At 58.0% G+C, this 24652-nt stretch carries 15 protein-coding genes; 1 reads left to right on the top strand and 14 read right to left on the bottom strand.

Translation table 11 applies throughout. The features are described from left to right. Window positions 1–137 precede the first annotated feature (137 nt). The 6 genes from rnr to ACP7AJ_RS01025 form a co-directional block, all read right to left on the bottom strand. Window positions 138–2618 carry a ribonuclease R gene (gene rnr / locus ACP7AJ_RS01050; protein ID WP_426058333.1) on the bottom strand — a complete coding sequence of 827 codons (2481 nt, stop codon included), beginning with the start codon at window positions 2616–2618 and terminating at the stop codon, window positions 138–140. Between the two features lie 243 nt (window positions 2619–2861). Beyond that, window positions 2862–4766: an ABC transporter ATP-binding protein gene (locus ACP7AJ_RS01045; RefSeq protein ID WP_426058332.1), complete on the bottom strand. Its 1905-nt coding sequence runs from the start codon at window positions 4764–4766 to the stop codon at window positions 2862–2864. Window positions 4767–5319: 553 nt separating this feature from the next. Then, complete coding sequence (locus ACP7AJ_RS01040) at window positions 5320–5991, bottom strand: lipoprotein signal peptidase (RefSeq protein ID WP_426058331.1); 672 nt, start codon at window positions 5989–5991, stop codon at window positions 5320–5322. Between the two features lie 167 nt (window positions 5992–6158). Then, complete coding sequence (gene ileS, locus ACP7AJ_RS01035; protein WP_426058330.1) at window positions 6159–9557, bottom strand: isoleucine--tRNA ligase; 3399 nt, start codon at window positions 9555–9557, stop codon at window positions 6159–6161. Window positions 9558–9642: 85 nt separating this feature from the next. Then, a complete protein-coding gene (locus tag ACP7AJ_RS01030; RefSeq protein ID WP_426058329.1) occupies window positions 9643–12078 on the bottom strand; it encodes an efflux RND transporter permease subunit in 2436 nt (811 codons plus the stop codon). Between the two features lie 322 nt (window positions 12079–12400). Then, window positions 12401–13903 (bottom strand): glycine--tRNA ligase, encoded by a 1503-nt coding sequence (locus ACP7AJ_RS01025; protein WP_426058328.1) that lies wholly within the window; start codon window positions 13901–13903, stop codon window positions 12401–12403. 272 nt (window positions 13904–14175) lie between these two features. Between ACP7AJ_RS01025 and ACP7AJ_RS01020 the strand changes: the two genes are divergently transcribed. Further along, the gene (locus ACP7AJ_RS01020; RefSeq protein WP_426058327.1) at window positions 14176–15579 is read left to right on the top strand and encodes an inorganic phosphate transporter; all 1404 of its coding nucleotides are present in this window, start codon (window positions 14176–14178) and stop codon (window positions 15577–15579) included. Between the two features lie 186 nt (window positions 15580–15765). On the opposite strand, the gene ACP7AJ_RS01015 is transcribed toward ACP7AJ_RS01020, so the two are convergent. The 8 genes from ACP7AJ_RS01015 to ACP7AJ_RS00980 form a co-directional block, all read right to left on the bottom strand. Further along, on the bottom strand, window positions 15766–16278 hold the full coding sequence (locus tag ACP7AJ_RS01015; protein WP_426058326.1) for a hypothetical protein: 513 nt from the start codon (window positions 16276–16278) through the stop codon (window positions 15766–15768). A gap of 15 nt (window positions 16279–16293) precedes the next feature. Beyond that, the gene (locus ACP7AJ_RS01010; RefSeq protein WP_426058325.1) at window positions 16294–16788 is read right to left on the bottom strand and encodes a DUF4385 domain-containing protein; all 495 of its coding nucleotides are present in this window, start codon (window positions 16786–16788) and stop codon (window positions 16294–16296) included. A gap of 1046 nt (window positions 16789–17834) precedes the next feature. Then, window positions 17835–19463 carry an Ig-like domain-containing protein gene (locus tag ACP7AJ_RS01005; protein WP_426058324.1) on the bottom strand — a complete coding sequence of 543 codons (1629 nt, stop codon included), beginning with the start codon at window positions 19461–19463 and terminating at the stop codon, window positions 17835–17837. A gap of 253 nt (window positions 19464–19716) precedes the next feature. Further along, complete coding sequence (locus ACP7AJ_RS01000) at window positions 19717–20676, bottom strand: class I SAM-dependent methyltransferase (protein WP_426058323.1); 960 nt, start codon at window positions 20674–20676, stop codon at window positions 19717–19719. A gap of 93 nt (window positions 20677–20769) precedes the next feature. Continuing rightward, entirely contained in the window at window positions 20770–22638 is a 1869-nt protein-coding gene (mnmG, locus tag ACP7AJ_RS00995) for a tRNA uridine-5-carboxymethylaminomethyl(34) synthesis enzyme MnmG (RefSeq protein WP_426058322.1), read from the bottom strand. Window positions 22639–22851: 213 nt separating this feature from the next. Beyond that, complete coding sequence (locus tag ACP7AJ_RS00990) at window positions 22852–23577, bottom strand: GNAT family N-acetyltransferase (protein WP_426058321.1); 726 nt, start codon at window positions 23575–23577, stop codon at window positions 22852–22854. A gap of 110 nt (window positions 23578–23687) precedes the next feature. Next, a complete protein-coding gene (gene ybeY / locus ACP7AJ_RS00985; protein WP_426058320.1) occupies window positions 23688–24185 on the bottom strand; it encodes an rRNA maturation RNase YbeY in 498 nt (165 codons plus the stop codon). Window positions 24186–24191: 6 nt separating this feature from the next. Continuing rightward, window positions 24192–24638: an ATP-binding protein gene (locus tag ACP7AJ_RS00980; RefSeq protein WP_426058319.1), complete on the bottom strand. Its 447-nt coding sequence runs from the start codon at window positions 24636–24638 to the stop codon at window positions 24192–24194. Window positions 24639–24652 lie beyond the last annotated feature (14 nt).

The raw sequence follows: 24652 nt of genomic DNA, 5'->3' as shown, positions 1-24652 counted from the left end.
ATGAGGCAGGATGTTTACAAACCAAAGACAAAGCCCCGACTCTGGGCAGAGCCGGGGCTTGTCACATCTTAAGGTTGGTCGCATTGAAAGGACGGATTGCCGCGTTCCGCTACACTCCACTCGCAATGACAAACTACTTAGCGGCGCTTGTTGCCTTTGTGAGCACCTTTCGCCATGCCGCTGCCCGAGTGTTCGCGGTAGCCGCGGGGGGCTCCGCCGCCACGGGTCTTGCGCTCGTCGGCTTCGCGCTTTTTCACGTGGTCGGGACGGTCATCCACTAGCTCAAAGTCAATAGTGCGGTCGAGCAGGTTGGCTGATTTCACAACCACTTCCATCACGTCGCCAAACTGGATGAAGCGCTTGGTGCGACGGCCTACTATGCGGTAGTTGTCTTTGTCAAGCTCGAATTCATCGCCGGGAATGTCCGAGAGGCGAACCATGCCTTCGCACTTGTTCTCCTCGATTTCGATGTACATGCCGCGCTCGGTCAGGCCCGAAACCACACCCTTGAAGGTGTTGCCGATTTCATCGGCCATGAACTCCACCTGCTTGAATTTGATGCTGGCGCGCTCGGCGTTGGCCGCGAGTTTTTCGCGGGCCGAAGAGTGCTTGCACTCTTCTTCCACGGGGTCGACGGGCACGTTCTTGCCGCCGAGCAGGTAGTGCTCGAGCAGGCGGTGGGCCATCATGTCAGGGTAGCGACGAATGGGCGAAGTGAAGTGTGAATAGTGGTCGAAGGCCAGGCCGAAGTGACCGAGCGGCTCGGTGCTGTAAATGGCCTTGGCCATGGTCCGAATGGCGAGGCCCTGGAGCACGTTCTGCTCGGGCTTGCCCACCACTTCGGAGCTCAGGTTGTTGAGCTCGGTGCTGATTTTTTTCGGGTTTTCGAGCTTCAGCTTGTAGCCAAACTTCTGGGCGAAGAGGGCGAAAGTCTGCAGGCGTTCGGGCTCGGGCGCGTCGTGGGTGCGGTACACCATGGTGAAGCGCGGCTTGGTCTTTTTGAGGTTGAACACAAACTCAGCCACCTTGCGGTTGGCGAGCAGCATAAATTCCTCAATCATCTTGTGCGCGTCTTTACGCTCTTTCACGTACACGCCAAGGGGCTTGCCATTCTCATCGAGGCGGAACTTCACCTCCTGGGTTTCGAAGGTGATGGCACCTTGCTTGAAGCGCTGGGCGCAGATTTTATGCGCCATGTCGTTGAGCACATTTATCTCCTCGGCGTAGTCGCCCTCCTTGCTTTCGATGCGCTCCTGGGCCTCCTCGTAGCTGAAGCGACGGTCGGAGTGGATGATGGTTTTGCCAAACCACGACTCGTAGAGCTTGCCGTCTTCATCGAGCTCAAACACGGCCGAGAAAGTCAGCTTGTCTTCGTGTGGACGCAGCGAGCAGAGGCCGTTCGAGAGGCGCTCGGGCAGCATGGGAATCACGCGGTCGACCAGGTACACCGACGTTGCGCGGTGCTTGCCCTCACGCTCCAGCTCGGTGCCGGGGCGCACGTAGTGGGTCACGTCGGCGATGTGCACGCCTACTTCCCAGTGACCATTTTCTAGCTTCTGGATGCTCAGGGCATCGTCGAAGTCCTTGGCGTCGGCGGGGTCAATGGTGAAAGTGGTGACGGGGCGGAAGTCGCGGCGACGGGCAATTTCATCCTCTTCGATAACCTCGCTGATGCCTTCCGATTCGGTCTCCACTTCCTCAGGAAACTCGAAGGGCAAGCCGAACTCAGCCATGATGGCGTTAATCTCGGCTTCGTTGCCGCCGGCCGCGCCGAAGTTGCGGATGACCTCTCCCACCGGCTGGCGGTTGCTGTCTTCCGGAAACTCGTTGATGCGGACCAGCACCTTGTCGCCATTGCGGGCATCACCCAAAGCGTGCGGCGGCACAAACACATCGAAGTACACCTTGCGGTTATCTGGCTTCACAAAGCCCAATGTGCCCTGCACCTGCAGGCGGCCCACTACCTCGGGGCGCTGGCGCTTGAGCACCTCCACCACATCGCCAACGGGGCGGCCGTCGCGGGAGCTGCGCAGGCGCACCCGCACCACGTCGCCCTGCAGGGCAAACTTGAGCTGGTCGGTAAACACGCGGATGTCATCGCCGCCGTCTACCCCTTCGGGCACCACGAAGGCGAAGTTGGGCGTGGCCAAATCGACGGTACCAATGACCGTGTTGGACGGCGCACGCTCGGGGCGGTCGTCACCATCCACGTAGTCGAAGCCTGCGGAGCGACGGCGGTGGACGATGGGGTCCTGGCCAAAGGTGGCCTGCACCGAACGGTTGCGCGGGGGTTCAACGGGAGAAGCCGCTTTTTTGGTCGATTTACGGGCGCTGGACGGCATCAACGCCGCCGCAACAGCTTCCGTATCGGCCAAACGGTATTCGTCGTTCTGAAGCAGCAAAATCAAGCCTTGCTTGCGCAGCTGCTTGATGTGGGCAAAGATTTCCTCGCGCTGGCCCTTGGTCGTGACGCCGAGGCGGCGCGAGAGCTGGCGATAAGCGAGGACTTTGGTGGGGTTGTCGGTAAAGGCGCTCAGTACTTGTTCCTGACTGATGGGCGCAGGTTCGGGCTTTTCGCGCTTGGCGCGGGGAGCCTTGGGGGTTTCGGGGGTGTTCATGTAAAAAGTGGCCGCCGAAAAGTGATTGGTCGCAGGCGGCGAGAGCGGAAAAATGAATGGTCCGGTGAATCGGGTCGCTGGTATTAGAACGCGACACCGGCCGGGAGGTTGTAGCGCGGACTTTTAGTCCGCGCCGGATATCGCAGAGCGTCCTTTGAGCGCATGTCGCGAACAACGGAATATGAAGTGCGGCAGCGCAAGGTATCTGTTGGGGCGCGGACTGAAAGTCCGCGCTACCGCGGTCTAAGCCCGGCTGGCAACGGCGGCCTCGATGTCCGCCAAACTATCCTTCGGAATGGCGGCCAGCAGGCCTTGGGTGTATTCGTGTTGCGGCGCAGCGTAAATGGCCGCCGCCGGGCCGCTTTCCACGATGCGGCCCTGGTGCATGACCAGCAGCCGGTCGCTCATAAACCGGGCCACGGAAAGGTCGTGCGTAATGAAAAGATAGGTGATGCCGAACTCGCGTTTGAGGTCGTTGAGCAGGTTGAGGACCTGCGCCTGCACCGAAACGTCGAGGGCCGAAACCGATTCGTCGCACACAATCAGCTTGGGCTGCAAGGCTAACGCCCGGGCAATGCAGATGCGCTGCCGCTGCCCGCCGCTGAACTCGTGCGGGTAGCGCTGGAAATGCTCGTCGCGCAGCCCCACGGTGCGCAGCAGCTCCATCACTTTCGCTTTTTGCTGCTGGCGGGTGCCGCCCACATTGTGCACACGCATCGGCTCCCAGATGGCCTCGCCCACCGTCAGCATGGGATTGAGGGCGGCGTAAGGGTCCTGAAACACGAGCTGCAAATCGCGCCGACGGCGGCGTAAGTCACCGCTGGACAGTTTGGCCAAGTCGGTCCCTTCAAACAGGATGCTGCCCGCCGTTGGTTCCGTGAGGCGAAGCAGCGCCCGACCCAGCGTGGTTTTGCCGCAACCGGACTCCCCTACCAGGCCGATGGTCTCGCCGGGGTAGAGGGTGAAGCTGACATTGTCTACGGCCCGCACATAGTCGGTGGCCCGGCGGAAAAAGCCCTTGCGGAGCGGGAAGTAGACCTGAAGGTTTTGAACCTGGAGAAGCGGTTCGGTTGAGGTGGGCTTTTCAGCCACAACGGGCTCGCTAACGGGCACCGAAATAAGCTCAACAGGACGTGGAACATCGACAATTTGCCCATGTTCCACGGGGAACGTTTTGGTGGTTTCAGTTTTATCCCGTAACTGCTGTTGCTCCACTTCGGGCGAAGATTCCGCAAGTGCCTCATCTGGCAGCGGAAGCACGGGAGCCGGCTGGGCGAAAAGCTGCCCGCTAGCGTCTTCTCCCATGAAATCGGCCACGACAGGCAGGCGTTTTTTGCCCACTGAGAGGCGCGGGCGGCACGCTAAAAGGCCTTTTGTGTACGGATGTTGCGGATTTGAAAAAATATCAAGCACCGTCCCCTGCTCTACTACCTTGCCCCGATACATGACCATAATGCGGTCAGCAATTTCAGCTACCACGCCGAGGTCGTGGGTGATGAATAGTACTGCCGTGTTGTGCTGGCGGCGCAGGTCATCAATCAGGCGCAGCATTCGTGCCTGTACCGTCACATCGAGGGCGGTGGTGGGCTCGTCGGCAATGAGCAGGGCCGGGCGACAGGCCATGGCCATGGCAATCATCACGCGCTGCTTCTGGCCACCCGAGATTTCGTGCGGGTAGCTGTTGAAGATGGCTTCGGGGCGCGGCAGCTGGGCTTCGGCAAATAGCGCGATGGTGCGCTCCTTGGCGGCCTTGGGCGTGCAGTCGGTGTGCAGCAGCAGAGCCTCCACCACTTGGCTACCGCAGGTGTACACGGGGTTCAGCGAAGTCATCGGCTCCTGAAAAATCATCCCGATATCGTTGCCGCGCACCTGGCGTAGGTCAGTTTCGGAGAGTTTCAGCAGGTCAGTATTGCCGAGCTTTTCGGAAAGGAAAACGGTGCTGCCGCTGGCAATGCGGCCAGGCGGCATCGGAATCAGCCCCAGCAGGGCCAGCGAAGTCACGGATTTGCCCGAGCCCGACTCACCCACTATGGCCAACGTTTCGCCCCTATCCAGTTCAAACGACACGTTGTCCACGGCCCGCACGTCGCCGCGGTGGCTGGAGAAGTCAATGGTGAGGTTGGAAACGGTAAGGAGGGGGTTGGGCACGGAAAGAGGTATGACGTTCTAAGAAGCTGTTAAAACAGTAATTACTGCTGAAAAGAATCAATAATTGCGGTTCCCACTAGGCTTACTGCCATGACTGAAGCAAAGTAAATCATTATGTTTTTTGACCTCTTGGTAAAGGCTGCGAACTCCCGATTCGTGTAAAGGCTTGGGTAATCCTTCATATTGGGAGAAAACTTTGAATAGCCCATAAAAGAAGTGTAGCCATCCAACAACTCTGAAAAGTCCCGTTCTGAGAGCTCCCTACCTCTACTTAAGCTTATGTACTTGATAAGCTGCGTGATGCGGTATCTATTATAAGCAACGAAGGCGAAGATGTGAATGAACATAACGCCGAAAAGAAAGAGAGAAAGAGTCTCCATAGATGCATATGTCGCTTTTATTACGCAAGAACGTCATGCTGAGCTTGCCGAAGCATCTCTACCACGATAGTAAACCAATTGAATGATTTAGCCACACGGTAGAGATGCTTTGGCAAGCTCAGCATGACGTTCAAGTTAGGCGTCAGCTCGCTCATCAGCCCGAAGTGTTAGACTTATGCCCGGTTCTCAGAATCAGGGGCTACTAGTGGAGCGCGTTCCGTAGCCACAGCTTGATTTTCTTCTTCTTGCTTGAAAAAACGACTCTGATTGAGCAGAATCAAGGCGACTCCTACGAAAATCGAGGAATCAGCAATGTTGAAGATAGGCCAGAGCGACACGTACTTCCCTCCTAGCAGCGGCCAGTTTTGAGGCAAGAAGCCTTCGTAGATGTCTACGTACAGCATGTCAATCACCTGACCGTAGAACCAACGTGTGGGCGAGGCAAAGGGCGCGTTGTTGTAGATAACGCCGTAGAAAACCGAGTCTATAAGGTTACCAACGGCACCGCCTAAAATCAGGGCCATGCAGGCGATGTAACCACCGGAAGCACGCTGACGGCAGAGGCGAACGATGTAATAGCTCAGGCCAAAGACAGCTACTAGGCGAAAGGCCGTGAGGACCAGTTTACCATAGGGAGCCGGCAGCTCTGCCCCGAAAGCCATGCCTGGGTTAAGCGTGTAATGAAGCTTAAACCAGTTGCCGATGAGGGGAATTTCTCCTGCCATACCGGGCTGCATGTAGGTGTGCACGGCCCATTTCGAGAGCTGGTCGAGGGCAATGATGAGCAAAGCCAGCAGGAAGAATTTAGCGGCAGATTGCTGGCGATTGGAGAGGGTTGGGTGCATTCAGACGGTGCCAAAAGTGGCGAGAGCGACGGCCTTATTTATTACCGTCTTTTTGTACCTTTTATAACTGACTGTCTGACCTTTTAGGCCGATAAAGACGAGCTTATTGAGCGTTTGTGCGACTAAGGACTCACCAGGGTTTTTCGGCCCCAGCGAGTCGTTCAGCATCAAGCAGTTGCAACCTCCAAATGCACGGGCACGGAGTAGTCATCAAATTCGAGCACGGAACCGCCGTTCACATCGGCCGCAAAAGTCAGCGCGAGGGCCTGCGTTTCGGTGCGGATGTAGTCGCCGAACGCAGCCACGGCGGCCGTGAGCTCGGGCTGCTGGTCTGCCAAAGTGACGCGGATTTTGTCCTGCACTTCCAGGCCCGAGTCTTTGCGCAGGTTCTGCAGGCGGTTCACCAGCTCGCGGGCGAGGCCTTCCTGGCGCAGCTCGTCGGTCAGAGTCACGTCGAGGGCCACGGTAAGGGGGCCATCGGTGGCCACGAGCCAGCCGGGTAGGTCGTCGGTGCGGATTTCCACATCGTCCGGGGCTAGTGTGATAGGCTGGCCATCCACTTCCACCGCGAGGCTTCCCTCCTTCTCCAGCTTGCTGATTTCAGCCGCCGTCATCTGCTGAATGCGGGCACCCACGGCCTTAAGGCGCGGGCCGTATTGCTGGCCGAGGCGCTTGAAATTGGGCTTCACCGACTTCACCAGCACACCGCTTTCGTCGTCAAGGAATTCGATGTGCTTCACGTTGATTTCGGCGCAAATCAGGTCCTCCACGAGGCCGACTTGCTCCTTGGTCGAGTCGTTCAGCACCGGCACCAGGATGCGCTGCAAGGGCTGCCGAACCTTCAGCACCGACTTTTTGCGCAGCGAGTGAGCCAGCGAGCTGATGCGCTGAGCCAGTTCCATGCGCTCCTCCAGCTTGGTGTCGATGCGGGCAGTATCGGCTTCCACCAATAGCGTCAAATGCACCGACTCCGGGGCCAGGGGCGTGTTTTTGGCCACGGCTTCGGTGCGCATGCCGTCGGTCATGTTCTTGTACAGCCACTCGCCGAAAAACGGCGCGATGGGCGACATCAGCTGGGCCACCACCACCAGGCATTCCTGCAGGGTTTCGTAGGCAGCGCGTTTGTCCTGGGTCAGTTCGCCTTTCCAGAAACGGCGGCGCGAGAGGCGCACGTACCAGTTTGAGAGCTGGTCGGTCACAAAATCCTGGATAGCACGGGCGGCCTTCGTGGGGTCGTAACCGTCGAGGTGGCCGCGCACTTCCACAATCAGCGACTGCAGCTTGCTCAGTATCCAGCGGTCCAGCTCGCTCAGTTCCGACTGCGAAATGCGGTCGAATTCGCGGGTCTGGAAATCGTCCAAGTTCGCGTAAAGCGCATAGAACGAGTACGTATTGAACAGCGTGCCGAAGAAACGGCGCTGCACTTCGGTCACGCCGGCGGGGTCAAACTTGAGGTTGTCCCACGGTGGCGCGTTGGCGATGAGGTACCAGCGGGTGGCATCGGGGCCGAACTGCTTGATGGTGGCAAACGGGTCTACGGCGTTGCCAAGGCGCTTGCTCATCTTCTGGCCGTCTTTGGCCAACACGAGGCCGTTGGCCATCACGTTCTTGAAGGCCACGGAATCTTCCAGCATCACCGCCAGGGCGTGCAGCGTGAAGAACCAGCCGCGGGTTTGGTCCACGCCTTCGGCAATAAAATCGGCGGGGAAATTCTTCTGGAATTTCTCACCGTTTTCGATAGGGTAATGCCACTGCGCGTAGGGCATAGCGCCAGAGTCGAACCACACGTCGATGAGGTCGGCCTCGCGGTACATGGGCTGGCCGCTAGGGCTCACGAGGAAAATATCGTCCACGTAAGGCCGGTGTAGGTCGATTTGCTCGCCGTTGGCGTAGGGGTTGTGGGTCATGACTTCGGCCGCCACGGCCTTGTCAATCTCCGCCTTCAGCTCGGCGATGCTGCCGATGCAGATTTCCTCGGTGCCGTCCTGCGTGCGCCAGATGGGCAGCGGCGTGCCCCAGTAGCGCGAGCGGCTGAGGTTCCAGTCCACCAGGTTTTCGAGCCAGTTGCCGAAGCGGCCGCTGCCGGTGCTTTCGGGCTTCCAGTTGATGGTTTTGTTAAGCTCGATGAGCCGGTCTTTCACCGCCGTGGTCTTGATAAACCAGGAGTCGAGCGGGTAGTAGAGCACGGGCTTGTCGGTGCGCCAGCAATGCGGGTAGGTGTGCTCGTACTTCTCTACTTTGAAGGCCGTGCCATCGCCCTTCATCTTAATGACGATGCTCTCATCCAGCGTTTTGTAATCGACGCCGGTCTCGTCGTGCCCGTCGTAGTTCTTCACCCAACGGCCGCCAAATTCGCCCATTTGGGCCACGTAGCGGCCCGTCCGGTCCACAATGGGGCCGAGCGTACCTTCCGCATCCGGCACCATCAGCGCCGGGATGTCCGCCAGCTGCGCAGCCCGGAAGTCATCGGCACCAAACGTAGGCGAGATGTGTACGATGCCAGTGCCATCCTCCGTGGTTACGAAGTCGCCGTTGATGACGCGGAAAGCCCGCTCCTCGCCTTCAAACGGCGTGAAATCAAACAGTCGTTCGTACTTGATATCGACTAGTTCTGCGCCAGTAAACTCACCTAGCAAGCGCCAGGGCAGCACTTTGCGGTCGCCTTCAGCATAGCCCTCCAGCGGAGCACCGGCGCCTTTTTCGTTAAAATAACGGCCCACCAGCGCCTTGGCCAGCACCACGTGAATGGGCTCGTAGGTGTAGGGGTTGAAGGTGCGGATAAGTTGATACGGGATGTTCTTGCCCACGGCCAGGCCGGTGTTGGCGGGGAGGGTCCAGGGCGTAGTCGTCCAGGCCAGAATGAACACCTGGGCATCATTGCCAGCCAGGGCGAACAGCTTCTCCGAGGCCGGGCCGGGCTTCACTTTGAACTGCGCTACTACGGTCGTGTCCTTCACGTCGCGGTAGGTGCCGGGCTGGTTCAGCTCGTGCGAGCTGAGGCCGGTGCCGGCGGCTGGCGAATACGGCTGAATGGTGTAGCCCTTATAGAGCAAGCCCTTGTCGTAAAGCTTCTTGAGCAGCGCCCAGCAGCTTTCGATGTACTCTGGCTCGAAGGTCACGTACGGGTCGTCGAGGTCTACCCAGTAGCCCATTTTCTCGGTCAGGTCGTCCCACTGCGCCTTGAAGCGCATGACGGTTTCCTTGCAGCGCTGGTTGTACTCCTCAACGGTGATTTTCTTGCCGATATCCTCCTTCGTAATGCCCAGCTCCTTCTCCACCTGCAACTCGATGGGCAGGCCGTGGGTGTCCCAGCCGCCTTTGCGGGGCACTTGCTTGCCCAGCAGCGTCTGGTAGCGGCAGAAGATGTCCTTCACCGTGCGGGCCATCACGTGGTGGATGCCGGGGGCGCCGTTGGCCGAGGGCGGGCCTTCGTAAAACACGAACGTGGGCTGGCCTTCGCGGCTGCTCACGCTCTTTTCAAAAATGCCGTGCTCTTTCCACCAGGCGAGGATGTCCTCGCCCACCTGGCCGTAATTGAGCGGCTGCTTGTATTCGGGGTATTTCATGTTTGACTTGTTCAATCGTCTCGTTTCAGTCGTGGTCATGCTGCGCTCTGCATGACAGTCTTTTTTAACTGTGCAAACAGCCAAGCTAGCTACCTAACTCGCCGCGGCTTTTCACAGTCATTCTATCCAGGTTTAGCTCCAAGTCATCGTCTTCTTCGTGGTACGACTCGTCGTAGTGCCGAATCAGCGCGTTGTCGTCAATGAAGTTGCCTTTGCCGTGTTCGAAGGTGACCAACAGGCAAGGCAACAAAATCAGGTTGGAAAAATTCGTAATCAGCAGCGAAGCCGACATCAGCAGGCCCAGGGCCTTGGTGCCGCCAAACTCGCTGAAGGCAAAAATGCTGAAGCCCACAAACAACACAATGCTGGTGTAAATCATGCTGGTGCCCGCCTCACTCAGCGTTACCGATACGGCTTGGCGCACGCGCTGGCCATTCAGGGCCATTTCCTGGCGGAATTTGGCCAGCAGGTGAATGGAATTATCCCCATCAATACCCAGGGCAATGACGAAAATCAGGGCCGTGCCGGGCTTGAGCGGGATGTTGAAGTAACCCATGATGCCGGCCGTGAGAATCAGGGTCACGGCGTTTGGCACCAGGGCAAACAGCACTGTGCGGGCCGAGCGGAACAGGATGAGTACAACCAAACCCACTAGTCCGAAGGCGAGCATCAGACTCTCGCCCAGCGTATTGATGAGGTATTCGTTGCCCTGCGTGAACAGGATGGTGGTGCCGGTGGGTCGCACGTCCATGCCCGTGCCGTTGAAAATGCGGCGCATCTCGGGCAGGATTTTGCGGTTCAGGAGCGTATCGAGGTTGCGCGAGCCAATGTCGGCAATCTTGAGGCTGATTCGGGCCTGCTGGCCGGTGCTGTCCACGAAGGAGCGGAGGAGCTTGCTGTCGGTGCCCGCGCCGGTGCCTTTGGAATTGGCCAGACTGCTGAGAATGAAGTTTTTCTCGGTGTTGTCGGGCAGGCGGTAGAATTGCGGGTCGCCGTTGTAATAGGCCTGGGTGGTGGCCTTCAGGAAGGTGACAATGCTGATAGGCGAGGTAACCTCAGGCTGAGTGCGCAGGTAGTTCTCGAACTGGTTGATTTTCTCCAGGTTGCTGAGCTTGAGCAGGCCGCGTTTTTTGTGGGTATCGACCACAAATTCCAGCGGCATCACGCCGTTGAAGTGGCGCTCGAAGAAGGTCAGGTCAGAGTTGACGGTGCTGCCTTTGGGCAGGTCATCAACCATGTACGACACGGCTTCAATGCGCCGGATGCCGATGGCCGCGCCCACCACGAGTATCAGAGCCAGCACATATACCGTGGGTCGGCGGTGCATCACCAGGTCGTCGAAAAACTCCAGCAGCTTGGTGAGCGGTTTGGCATCGAGGTGCTCAAGCTGCTTGGGCGTGGGGGGCGGCAAGTAGGTAAACACAGCCGGAATCAGGATGAAGCTGATGATGAAGGCCACGAAAATATTGACCGTGGCCACCAGCCCAAACTGAAACAGAATGGCGATATCGGTGAAGCAAAACACGAAAAAGCCGATGGCCGTGGTCGTGTTGTTCATGAAAGTAACGAGGCCAATTTTGCGGATTACCCGCGTCATGGCCAGCATCTGGTTACCCGATTTGCGGAAGTCGTAGTGGTAGCGCGACAGCAGGTAGGTGCAGTTCGGGATGCCGATTACAATGATGAGGCTGGGAATGAGACCGGTGAGCAAGTTGATTTTGTAACCCATCAGCACAATGGAGCCGATGGTCCACACAGCTGTCACGGCCACCACCACCAGCGGAAATACTACCGCGGCCCAGGTGCGGAAAAACGCCAACAGCGTCACACCTGTTACCAGCAGGGCCATGATGGTGAAGAAGGTCATTTCTGAGCCCACCTTGCTGGTCATGGTGTAGCGCACGTAGGGCAGGCCAGCGTAGTGCAGGCGAATGCCGGTCTTCTTCTCGAAGGCCTTGGCGTGGCCCAGAATGTTCTTCATCACCCCCTGTCGCTGCGAGGAGTTGAGGTATTTGGGGTCCATCGTCAGGGCCAGCAGCGTGGCTCCGGTAGTGGGACTGATGAGCTGGCCTTTGTAGAATTCGACCTTGTTGACCTCGCGCATCAGGCTGTCGAGCTCACGCTGGGAACGCGGGAAAGTCTTGAAAATGAGTTCGGTTTTAAACTTGTTGGTGGCCGTGTCTTTGCGGATGGCCAGCAGCTTGGTCACGCTCAACACGCCGTTCACGCCCGTCTCTTTGGCGAGCGTATCGGTGAGGGAACGCAGCTCGTTGAAGTTGCCCAGCTTGTACACGGCGCTATCTTGGAGGCCCAGTACCAGCACGTTAGCATCTTCTCCGAAAGTCTTTTTGAAACTTTGGAAGTAGACCATCTCCGGGTCCTGCGGGCTTACGACTTGGGCGAAGTCATAGGTCATCTCCACGTCCTTGGCTTTCCAGGCCATGAACACGGTGATGACCGCCAGCACCGCAATCAGCGAGCGACGAAACCGGATAATGAACAGCGCGAGATTAGCCCACATAAGTCATGTTAAAAGGCAAAGTTACGTAAGGGCGAGGGCCCTAGCGTTGCAACATTGCGCCTGTAGAGCCTCGCGTCGGAAACCTCACCCCCGGCCCCTCTCCAAAAGAGAAGGGAGCCCGATGGTAATTGTCATTGCGAGCGCAACGCCGTGGAGCGCGGCAATCCGTCCTCTCAATGCGACCAACCCTGAGAAGTGATAAGTCCTTTATGGAAAAGCCCCAACTCTGTTCAGAGCCGGGGCTTATTCACAATAAAAGGTTGGTCGCTGAGACCAGGACGGATTGCCGCGCTCCACGGCGTTGCGCTCGCAATGACAGTTCCTACAGCTTCTCAAAGATGCGGCGGAAGCTCACGGCCTCGCCGATGTAGCTGCGCAGCTCCGAAATCGGCATGCGGGTTTGCTCGCGCGAGTCGCGGTGGCGCACCGTCACAGTGTCGTCTTCCAGGGTCTGGCCGTCGACCACGATGCAGAAGGGCGTGCCGATGAGGTCCTGGCGGGTGTAGCGCTTGCCGATGGCGTCGCGCTCTTCCAGCACCAAGCGGAAATCGAAACGCAAGGCGTCGAAAATCTCCTGAGCTTTCTCGGGCATGCCGTCTTTGCGCACCAATGGGAAAATGGCGGCTTTCACCGGCGCCACCGCGGGGTGCAGTTTGAGGAAGGTGCGGGTTTTGGTTTGCTGAGCATCGCCTTCCCCTTCGGTAATGGTTTCCTCGGCGAAGGCGTTGCACATCGTGGCCAGGAACAGGCGGTCGGCCCCGACGGAGGTTTCCACCACGTAGGGAACGTAGTTGCCGTAGGGCTTGCCGGTGGCGGGGTCCACGTCGTTGTCGAAGTACTGCTGCTTTTTGCGGCTCAGGTTCTGGTGCTGGGTCAGGTCGAAGTCGGAGCGCGAGTGAATGCCTTCGATTTCCTTGAAGCCAAAGGGGAATTCGTACTCGATGTCGACCGCGGCCTTGGCATAATGGGCCAGCTTGTCGTGGTCGTGGAAGCGCAGCTTCTCGGCCGGCAGGCCCAGTGCTTCGTGAAACTTGCGGCGGGCGGCCTTCCAGGTTTCGTACCACTCGCCTTCGGTGCCGGGGCGCACGAAGAACTGCATCTCCATCTGCTCGAATTCCCGCATGCGGAAGATGAACTGGCGGGCCACAATCTCATTCCGGAAAGCTTTGCCTATTTGGGCAATGCCGAAGGGAATCTTCATGCGGGCCGACTTCTGCACGTTCAGGAAGTTCACGAAAATGCCTTGGGCGGTTTCGGGGCGCAGGTACACCGGCGGAGCGTCCGAATCAACGGCCGAGCCCTGGGTCGAGAACATCAGGTTGAACTGGCGCACCTCGGTCCAATTGCCGGTTTTTGATACAGGGCAGAGGATTTTTTCGTCGATAATGAGCTGGCGCACGCCGGCCAGGTCGTTGTCGGTGAGCAGGCGGCCCATCTCGGCGGTGAGGGCGGCGCTGCGGGCGGGGTCGCCGGCCTTCTCGTACTCGGCGGCTTTTTCTTCAAGCAGCACGTCGGCGCGGTAGCGCTTCTTGCTGTCGAGGTTGTCCACCATGGGGTCGTTAAAACCGTCGACGTGGCCCGAAGCCTTCCAGGTTTGGGGCGCCATAAAAATGGCTGCGTCGATGCCCACCACGTCGTGGTGCAGCTGGGTCATGGCTTCCCACCAGAGGCGCTTAAGGTTATTTTTCAGCTCCACGCCGTTGGGGCCGTAGTCGTACACGGCGGCCAGGCCATCATAGATTTCCGAAGACTGAAATACGAAGCCGTATTCCTTGGCGTGGGCCACAATATCCTTGAGCTGGGTGGTTTCGAGTGCTGGGTTCATGCTTGCAAAAGTAGGCCGATGTGGCCCAAGGTAAAAGTTGTGCGTAGAAGGCCCGGCTTTCTGTCCGTCATACTGAGCTTGCCGAAGCATCTCTACCGCTTCGTTGAGCTATCATTGATTACTACTGTGGTAGAGATGCTTCGGCAAGCTCAGTATGACGTTCTTTTTAGAAACATGTGGTCCGAGGTCACAATTCGGTAACATAACGTCTGTGAGCTACCGCCCTACCTTTGCCCCATGATTGAAAATATATTCCCACAAACCCGCTGTTTATGTTTGGTTTAGAACCTCACGTGCTGCTGCTTCTCGGCGTGTGCCTGTTGGCCGCCTGTGCGTTCGAGTTCGTCAATGGCTTTCACGATACGGCCAATGCCGTGGCCACTGTCATTTATACCAACACGCTCCGGCCCTGGGTGGCCGTGGTGTGGTCGGCCTTCTGGAACTTCATTGGCGTATTTGCCGGTGGCATTGCCGTGGCCATGGGCATTGTGTACCTGCTGCCGGTCGAAAGCCTAGTAGACTCCAACGTGTACCATGGTATTGCCATGGTGGGTGCCCTCATCCTGGGCGCCATTATCTGGAACGTCGGCACCTGGTACTACGGCATTCCCGCCTCCAGCTCGCACGCCCTCATTGGCTCTATTCTGGGCGTCGGCATTGCCTTTTCGCTGCTGCCCAACGGGCAAGGCGCAGCCGTAAACTGGAGCAAAGCCGGCGAAACGGGCATTGCCCTGCTGGTGGGCCCGTTGCTGGGCTTTGCGCTCACCATCGGCATGATGTTCTTGTTCAAGCGCTTCATTCGCAACAAAGCCATTTTTAAGGAACCCCACAAGCGCAAGCCCCCTCCCCTCTGGATTCGGCTGACGCTCATTGTAACCTGTACGCTGGTGAGCTTTTTCCACGGTTCTAACGATGGCCAAAAGGGTGTGGGCCTCATCATGCTGATTCTAATTGGCATCGTGCCCAGCTTTTTTGCTCTCGACCAATCCAAAAATCCGCTCGACCTGCGTTCATCTCTCAGCAAAGTCGAACAGGTAATGTCCCGTGTTAACCCCAACGAGCTCAGTCCTGCCGACCAAAAGGTGCTGGCCGAAATCCGGACGCAGACCAACGACCTGGACCGCATTTTTGCTAACACCACCCGCATTGAAGACCTGCCCCGGCAGACTCGATTTGAGATTCGCCGCGACATTCTCCTCATCTCCAACCGCGCCAAAAAGCTGCTCGGCTCCGAAAAAGTAAGTATCAGCACCGCTGACCGAAACACCTACGACGCGGCCATTACCGACATGCGCACCTTCACCGACTATGCCCCTTGGTGGGTGCTGTTCATGGTGAGCATTTCGCTGGCCTGCGGCACCATGATAGGCTGGCAGCGCATCGTAAAAACCATTGGCGAGCGCATCGGCAAAGAGCACCTTAGCTATGCCCAGGGCGCCTCCTCGGAGTTCGTAGCCGCTGCCATGATTGGCGTGAGCACCCAGTTTGGCTTGCCGGCTTCAACCACACACGTACTCACTTCCTCCATCGCGGGTTCCATGGTGGCCAGCCGCGGCGTGAAGAACATCAACCCCGGTATGGTGCGCAACATTGCCCTGGCCTGGGTGCTCACCCTGCCCGTAACCATGGTGCTGTCGGGTTGCTTGTTTCTGCTGTTCCGCGCCGTGCTCGACTAGTGCGCTTAGGCACGTTGCCACACAAAAAAGGCTGACCTTGATAGGGTCAGCCTTTTTTGTGTCCGGTTATTTAGCAAGCAGAGGTCTTGCTATCAAATCACGCAAAAGGGGGGATAACCCGACCGTTTTTAGTGACTTGTCCACTTATCCACAGGAAAAAATGGCGATAATGTGGATAACTCAGCTTTATTTGGGCCATTGCACCTCCATGTCGTCGTTGATAAAGACACCGAAATTCACGAATTGCAACTGGCCTTCCTCGAAGTACAGGTCAATCATCGACTTCTCGTAGGAGAGCCGCACGGCGCCTTCTTCCATGGTTTCGAGCTCGGGCGTGGGCAGGTTGTGCTGCTGCATCAGCGCCTTCACCTCGTCCACGGTTTTGCCGTAAATCACTTCGCCGAAGAGGCGCATGTTGGGGTTATCGGTTTCGATGCAGCTCAGGCGGAAGTCGTCTTCGCGGTCGAAGTAGAGCGAGAGCAGGTAATCCTCTTCGTGGTAGTTCCAGGCCTGGTGCTCGAAGTCGTCGTCGTCGTCCGACTCTTCGATTTCCTCGGGCTCGCCCACCAAGGTGCGTACCTCGTCCATGGTTGCGCCAAAGCGCAAGGGTCCCATGCCGGTACCCAGGATAATTTCGTTTTCGTCGATGCTGGAGGGTTGCGTGGTGTTCATGGTGTTGGGGTGAAGGATGGATGGCAAAGGTAGGTAGCAGGGTTACTTCCCGTATTTGGCGATGAAGGCTTCTTTCTGGCGCAGGTACTCGGGATGAACTTTGGCCTCGTCCCACTTGCGCTTGAAAATAGCAGCGGCTTCTACTTTATCCACATCGGGGTGGTCGATGCGCGGGAGCTCAGCGCGGCCGTGGGCGCCGCTCTGGCCTTTCTTGTCGTCGGGTACGGGGCCGTCGTACTTCTTGCCGCCTCGGTGGTTGGCGTAGCGTCGGGCCCGGGTAAAACCCATTTGAATAAACTTCCGGGCCATGTCGGCCCCAACAAAATCCTCGGCCTTCAAATAAGCCTCAAACAGCCCGTAAATCGTCTCCGACGACTCGGTGGCTGCTGCCGCGTCTTTGAAGCGCCAGTGGGACAGGATTTCGCCCTTGTAGGGCTGCACCAGCAGCACGCCCTGCTCGCCCCGGCCCACGCGGTACAGCTCGGGGTGCTGGCGGAAATCGACAGCGTGGAAATCGAGGGTGTAGTCAAACGGCATTGGGCGCTATACGGAAAGCGGGCAGCGCGGGGATATCCGGTACAGTGGTAGGCCCCTGTTGCTCGGTGTCGCCTGTTAATTCCTGTCTGTTGCCGCCTGTCATGCTGAGGCACGAAGCATCTTATCCCCGCCGCACGAAAAGCTCTGACCTGACAGGATGCTTCGTGCCTCAGCATGACAGGCGGCGCAGAGCAAACCCTTGAACCGGGAACAAACCCTTGAACCGGGTTTTCCCCAACCTTAATTTTTTGTTAAATCATTTTTTTAAAAAACCTTTTTTATTCCCACCCATTAGGTCGGTTGATAAGTGGATAAGCTTGGAAGGTTATCCCCAGCGTGGATAACGTGGGGGTAAGCAAGGTCTTATCCACGCACTATACACCGGCATTGTGGAAAACAATTAGCTGATTATTAATAGTTTATTAGTATTTTCAACATTCACACACCCTTTCCACATTTTCATTATCCCCTCTAAAACGGGCGTGTGGGAAGGGCGGCTGGCGTGGAGAAGTTATCCCCGGTTATCCCCCACCGTTTTCCCCTGTGTGGGCTCCTGAACCACCAAAAAAACTTCTACCCCACTTATCCCCGTGTGGCCTTGCTGTTTCCCCCAGGTTATCCCCGAAATTACCCCCAACGCAAAATGAGTGTGGAAAAGCCAGTGGAAAACCGGTGGATTAGTCCTCAAAAAGGCCGTCAGTAACTGGAATCAGCCATTAGTTATCCACGAATGTGGGTAAAGTGAATCAAAATCCTTGTTTTGAGGCTCGCTGGCAGCATTGGGCAGATAATCGACGAGGTTCCGGCTGAGGCAAGACTAATGGTCGCATTTTCCTTGCCTCTCTTGATGAGTTTGGCAGTAAAAGGCCATAAGGAGTAAGTCTTGCGAAAGAAATCCTTATGCTCACATAGATACATGTTGAGCCAGAACGCTCATTTGGGCGCCCGCAAAAGCAAAGGGCCCCTCCCCTTCTGCCAGCAGCCGGGGCAGGCTGACGACTAAAAAGGCAGGGGCCCAGGTAGTAAAACCGTTTCTGCTCGCTGTTCTAAAACGTGAGCGGGGTCACAATATCAAAACCCGCCCGCACTTGCTGAGGTCTGGGGTCGAGAAACACTGGCTCTGGGGGCAAGAGCAGGTTGGGGTCGCCGTTGCGCCACTTGCCGTCGCCGTCGCGGTCAATGAGCACGCGCAGGCGGTAGGTGCCAGGAGCCACGTCGGAAAAGGAATAGGTACCCTTGGGAGAAACCAAGGTGGATACTACTTGCAGCTTTTCATCGAGCAATTGCAATTCAAAATTCTTTTCCTTGGTGGTGATGGTGCCCGACAAACTGGCGGAAACGTCCTGCTCGCTGATGCCCAGGCGCAGGGGCCGCAGCCGCAACGGCTCACCCGTGATGGCTGTGATGGCCGTGCTGTCGAGCACAATTTCCAGCCGGGCTTTGGCCTTTGAGCGGAAGCGTACGGTCAACTGCGTGCGGTCGGTATTCAGCTTGCCATCGGCGGGCAGTGCCAACGGCCGGCGTTTGGTGGAGTCTTCGATGAGGGTGCCAAACGGGCGGCCAGTGGCCAGGCGCACCGGCACGGCAAACACGAATTTAATTTGGCCCTCTGGGAATACGGAACGCGGGCTGCCCTCCACGGAGTACACCGCGGGAGTGGCCGTCTTTTTGGCCGTGGCCGCCGGCGCAGGAAAGCGGAGATTGAGGGTGTCCCGGGCCACGTTGCCGGTGCTGTCGGCCGCAGTGAGCAGGAAGCGGCCTTCGGCCACGGCGGGCGTTTTGAACACCACCACGGTACGGCCGCGGTCGGTGAGCAGCACGGCTTCGGCTACGGCAGGTTGGGAGCTGCCTACAGGGGCTAGGGTGACCGAGCGCAGGCCTTCGTTGAACGCCAGCCGCAGCTGCGTGGGACCGGGCGTGCGGGTGGTGAGCAGGGGCGGGCGCCGGTCGGGCTGCGTCAGCACCAGCGAAACCGGTTTGCTGCTGTCGCCGGCAATGGTGATGGGTGCGGGCAGGTAGGCAATTTTCTCGCCGTCGTCGAAGCGGCCGTTGCCGTTTTTGTCAACCAGCGCGTAGATTTTATAAGGCCCGGACTTCAGAGCACCCAGGCTGAACTTGCCTTCCTTATCGCTGAGGGTAGAGTAGTAGGGGCGGCCGCGCCGAACCCCAGCGGTATCAGCAGCGCGGTAGAGGCCCACGCTGGCCTCGGCCACCGGTCTTGCCGTGAGCAGGTCGACGATGGTTCCGCTCACTTTACCGGAGTCGAGCACAGCGCCGGTGCTGAATGTGAGATAGGCGTTTTTGGCCGGCAGGCCTTCGGTGATGTCCACCACCGCATCGCGAAAATTGAAGCTGTAAGTGGTGTTCGGGTCCAGCGGCTTGTCGAAGAGCAGCGTGATAGAGTTGCGGTCTTCGCGCAGCTTGTAGGGGTTGTCGAGCGGCAGTTGGGGCGTGATGAGCAGGTTTTTGGTGAGCTCCTTGGTGATAACGGGCTCGGAGAAATTAAGCCGCACGAATTTCTGGCTCACGTTGCGGGCGGCGCTATCGGGCGAGCTGCTGATGCGGCGCGGGGGAGTGCGGTCGCGCGGACCACCCAGGGGCGGGGCCACGGCAGCGCAGCTTTCAAGCAAGGCAACCAGCGCCAGCAAAGCCAGCAGTTCAGCGCGAACGGACATTATACAACAACAGCGTGGTGAGGGTAAGCACTACAATAGCCGCCCCCGATGCGCAGCACCAGGGGGCGCGTCACGGCATCGCTCGACTCGGCAGTAACGACGGTAACTTTCCGGGCAGTATCCACCACAAAGGGGAACGGTGTGGATTTTAAAAAGTCGGGCCTCAGCGAAGCGGGTGCAGGTTGGGCCTGAACAGCCAGCAGCGAACCAACTGCCAACGCTGAAACCAGTCCCAAACGTACCGCCCTTCGCATCAGGCCGCCGGGGTGCGCCGCCCGGCCACGTACAGCAAGCTTGAATACTGCCCTTCGTGCTGCGCCGCATATTGGTTAGACTTGTAGCCTGCCTTCAACACCGTAAGCAGACCGCCGGCACGCTCGGCCTTGTGCTTTTCGCTGAGCATGCTCACGTAGTAGGCATCGAGCGGCATGGGCAAGGTGTCGCGCATAGCAAGCTTGTGCTTTTTCAGCAGCTGGGCCATGGTTTTGGGAGCGAAATGGTAGAGGTGGCGGGGCACATCGTAGGCCGCCCACAATTCGCGGTAGTGCTGGGCATCGAGGCTTTCCACGTTGGGCACGGCAATCAGCAGCACGCCATCGGGCTTGAGCAGAGTTGTGAGCCGGGCCAGGGTTTCGTTGAGGGTGTGCACGTGCTCGAGCACGTGCCAGAGCGTAATGGCGTCGAAAGTGCCGGGCTCAAATGTGGCCAAGCTCTCCTCTCCTACCGGTTGGCCAAGGCGCTGGCTGGCTTCTTCACGGGCTCGTTGGTTGGGCTCGAGTCCTGCCACTTTCCATCCCCCCGCCTTCGCCGCGGCCAGAAAATGGCCCGTGCCACAGCCATAATCCAACAGCTTGCCGCGGCGGGCCGAGTACTTATTCAGCAGGGCCACCTTGCGGCGCATGGTGAAAAACCTGGCCACTTTGTAGGCCTGGTTTACCAATCCTGCCGCGCCGCTGTTGTGCGATACGTAGTCGTCGGACTCGTAATACCGGCCAATATCGGCCGCGCCTGGTCGTGGGTTAGTGAACTGGAAGCTGCACGCCGAGCACTGCACAATGGCAAAGCTTTCGTGGCTCACCGTTCGGTCTTCTACCACCAGCTTGTTGCGAAACTCGGTTTTGCCGCACACCGGGCAGCTTTCTAATCGTTCGTAGGACACGGATACTTCTAAATGGCAGAACCGGCCGTTTTGAAACGGCACGGCAGATTTCATAGCCCGGCAAAGTTCGCAAGATTTTAAGTAGCGCGGACTTTTAGTCCGCGAGCGAACCAAACCCTCTCGCGGACTAAAAGACCACGCTACAAGCTACCGCCCCAAATACACCATCAGCACCGACACATCGGCTGGCGAGATGCCGCTGATGCGCGAGGCCTGTCCAATGGTTTCGGGCTGAATCTTGAGCAGCTTTTCGCGGGCTTCGTGGCTGAGCGCAGGCATGGCCCGGTAATCGAGCCGGCCTTGAATGACGAAGTTTTCCAGCTCCTGCTGCCGGGCAGCCTGCTGGTGCTCCTTGGCCAGGTAGGTTTCGTACTTGATGTTGATGATGGCCTGCTCCAGGGCTTCGGCATCGAAAGCAGCCAGCGCGGCATCCAGGGCCGGTAGGGCGCGGCGCAGGTCGGCCAGCTCCAGGTTGGGCCGGCGCAGCAGGTTTACTGCCCGGGTCTTTTCGTGGATTTCGGCCGAGCCCAGCTCCACCAGCAGCGGGTTTATTTCAGCGGTTTCGATGGCGAACTTCTGCAGCAGCTCGGCTACTTCCGCAGCATGCGTTTCTTTCATTCGCACACGGGCCAAGCGCTCATCCGAGGCCAGGCCAAGTCCGTGCCCTAGCGGTGTGAGGCGCAAATCGGCATTGTCCTGGCGCAGCAGAATGCGGTGCTCAGCGCGGCTCGTAAACATGCGGTAAGGCTCGTCGGTGCCCTTGTTCACGAGGTCATCGATGAGCACGCCAATGTAGGCTTCGCTCCTTTTTAGGACGAACGGCGCCTTGCCATGCACTTTGTTGTGGGCGTTGATGCCGGCCATCAGGCCCTGGCAAGCCGCTTCCTCGTAGCCCGTGGTGCCGTTGATTTGGCCCGCGAAGTACAGGTTCTGGACGCGCTTGGTTTCCAACGTCAGGCTGAGCTGGGTGGGTGGGAAGAAGTCGTACTCAATGGCGTAGCCGGGCCGGAACATCTTGGCCTTTTCGAAGCCGGCGATTTCGCGCAGGGCGCGGTACTGCACGTCTTCGGGCAAACTGCTCGAGAAACCATTGATGTAGCATTCCACGGTGCTCCAACCCTCGGGCTCCACAAAAATCTGGTGCCGGTCCTTGTCGGCAAAGCGGTTAATTTTATCCTCCACGCTGGGACAGTAGCGCGGCCCCAGGCCCTTGATGCGGCCCTGGAACATGGGCGACTTCTCAAAGCCTTCGCGCAGGATATCATGCACCCGCTCGTTGGTGTAAGTGATGTAGCAGGGGCGCTGCTGCGTCAAGCGGGGCGTGTCGAGGTAGGAAAATTTGCTAGGTACGTCGTCGCCGCCCTGCACTTCCATTTTGGAGTAGTCAAGGCTGCGGCCGTCCACGCGGGGCGGGGTGCCGGTTTTCATACGACCGGCTTCAAAGCCCAACTCCACCAGCTGCTCGGTGATGCCGCGGCTGCCTTTTTCGGCGGCCCGGCCTCCGCCAAAGTTCTTTTCGCCGATATGAATGAGACCGTTCAGAAAGGTGCCGTTGGTGAGCACCACCGACTTGCCCCGGAACTCAATGCCGAGCTGGGTTTTCACGCCCACCACGTTGTCGTTTTCCACCACTAGGCCGGTCACGGCTTCCTGCCAGAAGTCCACGTTAGCAATGCCCTCCAGCGTCAGGCGCCAAGCTTCGGCGAAGCGCATCCGGTCGCTTTGGGCACGGGGGCTCCACATGGCGGGGCCTTTCGAGCGGTTCAGCATCCGAAATTGAATCATGGTCTGGTCGGTGATGATGCCCGACTGGCCCCCCAGCGCGTCGATTTCGCGCACAATCTGGCCCTTGGCCACGCCGCCCATGGCCGGGTTGCACGACATCTGTGCGATGGTGTTCATGTTCATCGTCACCAGCAGCACCTTCGAGCCGAGGTTGGCTGCCGCGGCCGCCGCTTCGCAGCCGGCATGGCCCGCTCCTACTACAATGACGTCGTAATCTTCTTGCTGAAACATAATCGGGGAAGCGCCAGTGCGCCTGCGGTATAACGAACCGCCATTAGGAGCGGCAATAGAAACAGTCCAACGTGGAACGCGACCTCGTGCGTTCCAGCGGTATTAACTACAAAATTACGAAATCAAAAACCCGCAGCCAGTTTTACGTGAAACGAGTTGTGGCATTGGACTTTTGGGTGTAATCAGAGCCTTAGTGAAGTGCTTCGCTGTGTTTTATTCCACAACTCCACGCAATTCCTCCGGTAGCCAATCGGCCAGCAAATCGGCAGAATGAGCAGCAACTATCTCTTTAGAAAAAGGTAGCCAACGGCCGCTAATGCTATCAAAAACTTCGGTTGCCGCCGGGCTGAGGAACAACTTATAGTCAAATTTGGGATAATCGTGCACCACGTAGCCGGGGTAATAGTAGTCGAGTTGCAGGCGGCGGGCATAATCGGTTTTTAGCAGCAGCAAGTACTTGCCCAAGCTGTATTGCCGATAATCAGGGTCGTAGTAATTGAGGATACCGGCCAGGCTGCGGTCGCCACGGTCGAAAATGCCAGCCGCAACCAAGCGCTCGCCATCGCGCAGCTCGATAATGTACGTGTTGAACACGTTGTGCTCTTCGCCACCCAGCAACACAGCTTCTACCGTCGGGGCCGCGTCGAATGAGATGGAATTGCGGTAGCGAGTGTACAGCTCTTCGTATTCGGTAGTGAGGCGAAACGGCTGGACGGTGGCCGCAAACCGGGCATTGCGCCGCTGCAGGCGGCGCTGTTCGGGCCCCCACTCTACGTTGGCCAGCGCCAGACGCAGCCAGTGGGCAGTGTAAAGGCGCCCATTAAAAGGCACAAACTGGCAGGTAAACAAATCCTGTTGCATCCGATAGTAGCCCTGGCCCAAGTAAAAGTCCAAGGCTTCGCCCCGAATGAAGCGTAAAGCAGAAGAAGAGGCGGACATAAAAGGGTGACGAACTACTAAAGAAACGGCAACTGCGCCCCGCGAGAATTAGAAATGCCAACGCCCGCTAGAAGCGGGCGCCGGATGGTTTCAGCAAAAATAAGGGTGCCTTAGAAGGTACGCAAGGACAAGCAGTGGTCCTCTTTGGCGCGCATAGCCGTTTGGCTCAGCAGGTCTTTGTCGTGGTAGCCGAGCAGGTGCAGCACGCCGTGAATCATGACGCGGTGCAGCTCGTCGCGGAAGCTTACGCCCAAGTCGCGGGCGTTGTCGCGCACGCGCTCTACGCTGATGAATACATCGCCCTCGATGATGTCGGCATCGTCGGAATTATCGAACGTGATAACATCGGTGAGGGTGTCGTGGTCCAGGTACTCTACGTTGAGCTGATGCAGGTAGTCGTCGGAACAGAAAATGTAGGTCAGCTGCACAATGCGGTGCTCGTGCACGGCCGCGATGCGCTCAATCCATTCCACCAGCCCTTCGGCGTCCGACAGTTCGAACTCGGGCACGTCCTCCACCATAAATTCGATGCCGGGGGCCTCGTGGTGCAGCTCGCCGGGAGGGAAGTTGTCGTGGTGGGGAGGCCCCACCGGCGGGTGATTAATCATGCGGCTTTAGGCGGCGATGTGGTCGGCAGCAGATGTTTCGTCGGCGGGCGCTTGGGTTAGCTGGAAGGTGAGCTGCACGCGGCGGCCTTCTTTGCTAAATTGGACCTCATCGGCCAAGTGACGGATGAGAAAGATGCCCCGGCCCCCAGGATTTTCCAGGTTTTCGGGAGCTGTGGGGTCCTCCAGGTTGTCGAAATTGAAGCCAGAGCCTTCGTCTTCAATTTCAAATTTCAGCTGTTGAGGCTCTACATACAACGACAAGTAGACGTTCTTGTCCTTATCGAACTTATTGCCATGGCGGATGGCGTTGTTCACCGCCTCAGTCACAGCAACCATGATGTTGCCGTAGATATCGTCCTCAATCTGAAAGGTATCCTTGGAATTATCGATAAAACTCTCCACCACACGGATGTTTTCGACGAGCGACGGAATCTGAATTTTTACCTGCTTCATAAGGCGGTTTGATA

The organism is Hymenobacter sp. B1770 (assembly GCF_049896385.1).
In the GTDB taxonomy this organism is placed as follows: domain Bacteria; phylum Bacteroidota; class Bacteroidia; order Cytophagales; family Hymenobacteraceae; genus Hymenobacter.
Note: the sequence above shows the minus strand (reverse complement) of the source record. Positions and strands in the feature narration are given on the sequence as shown.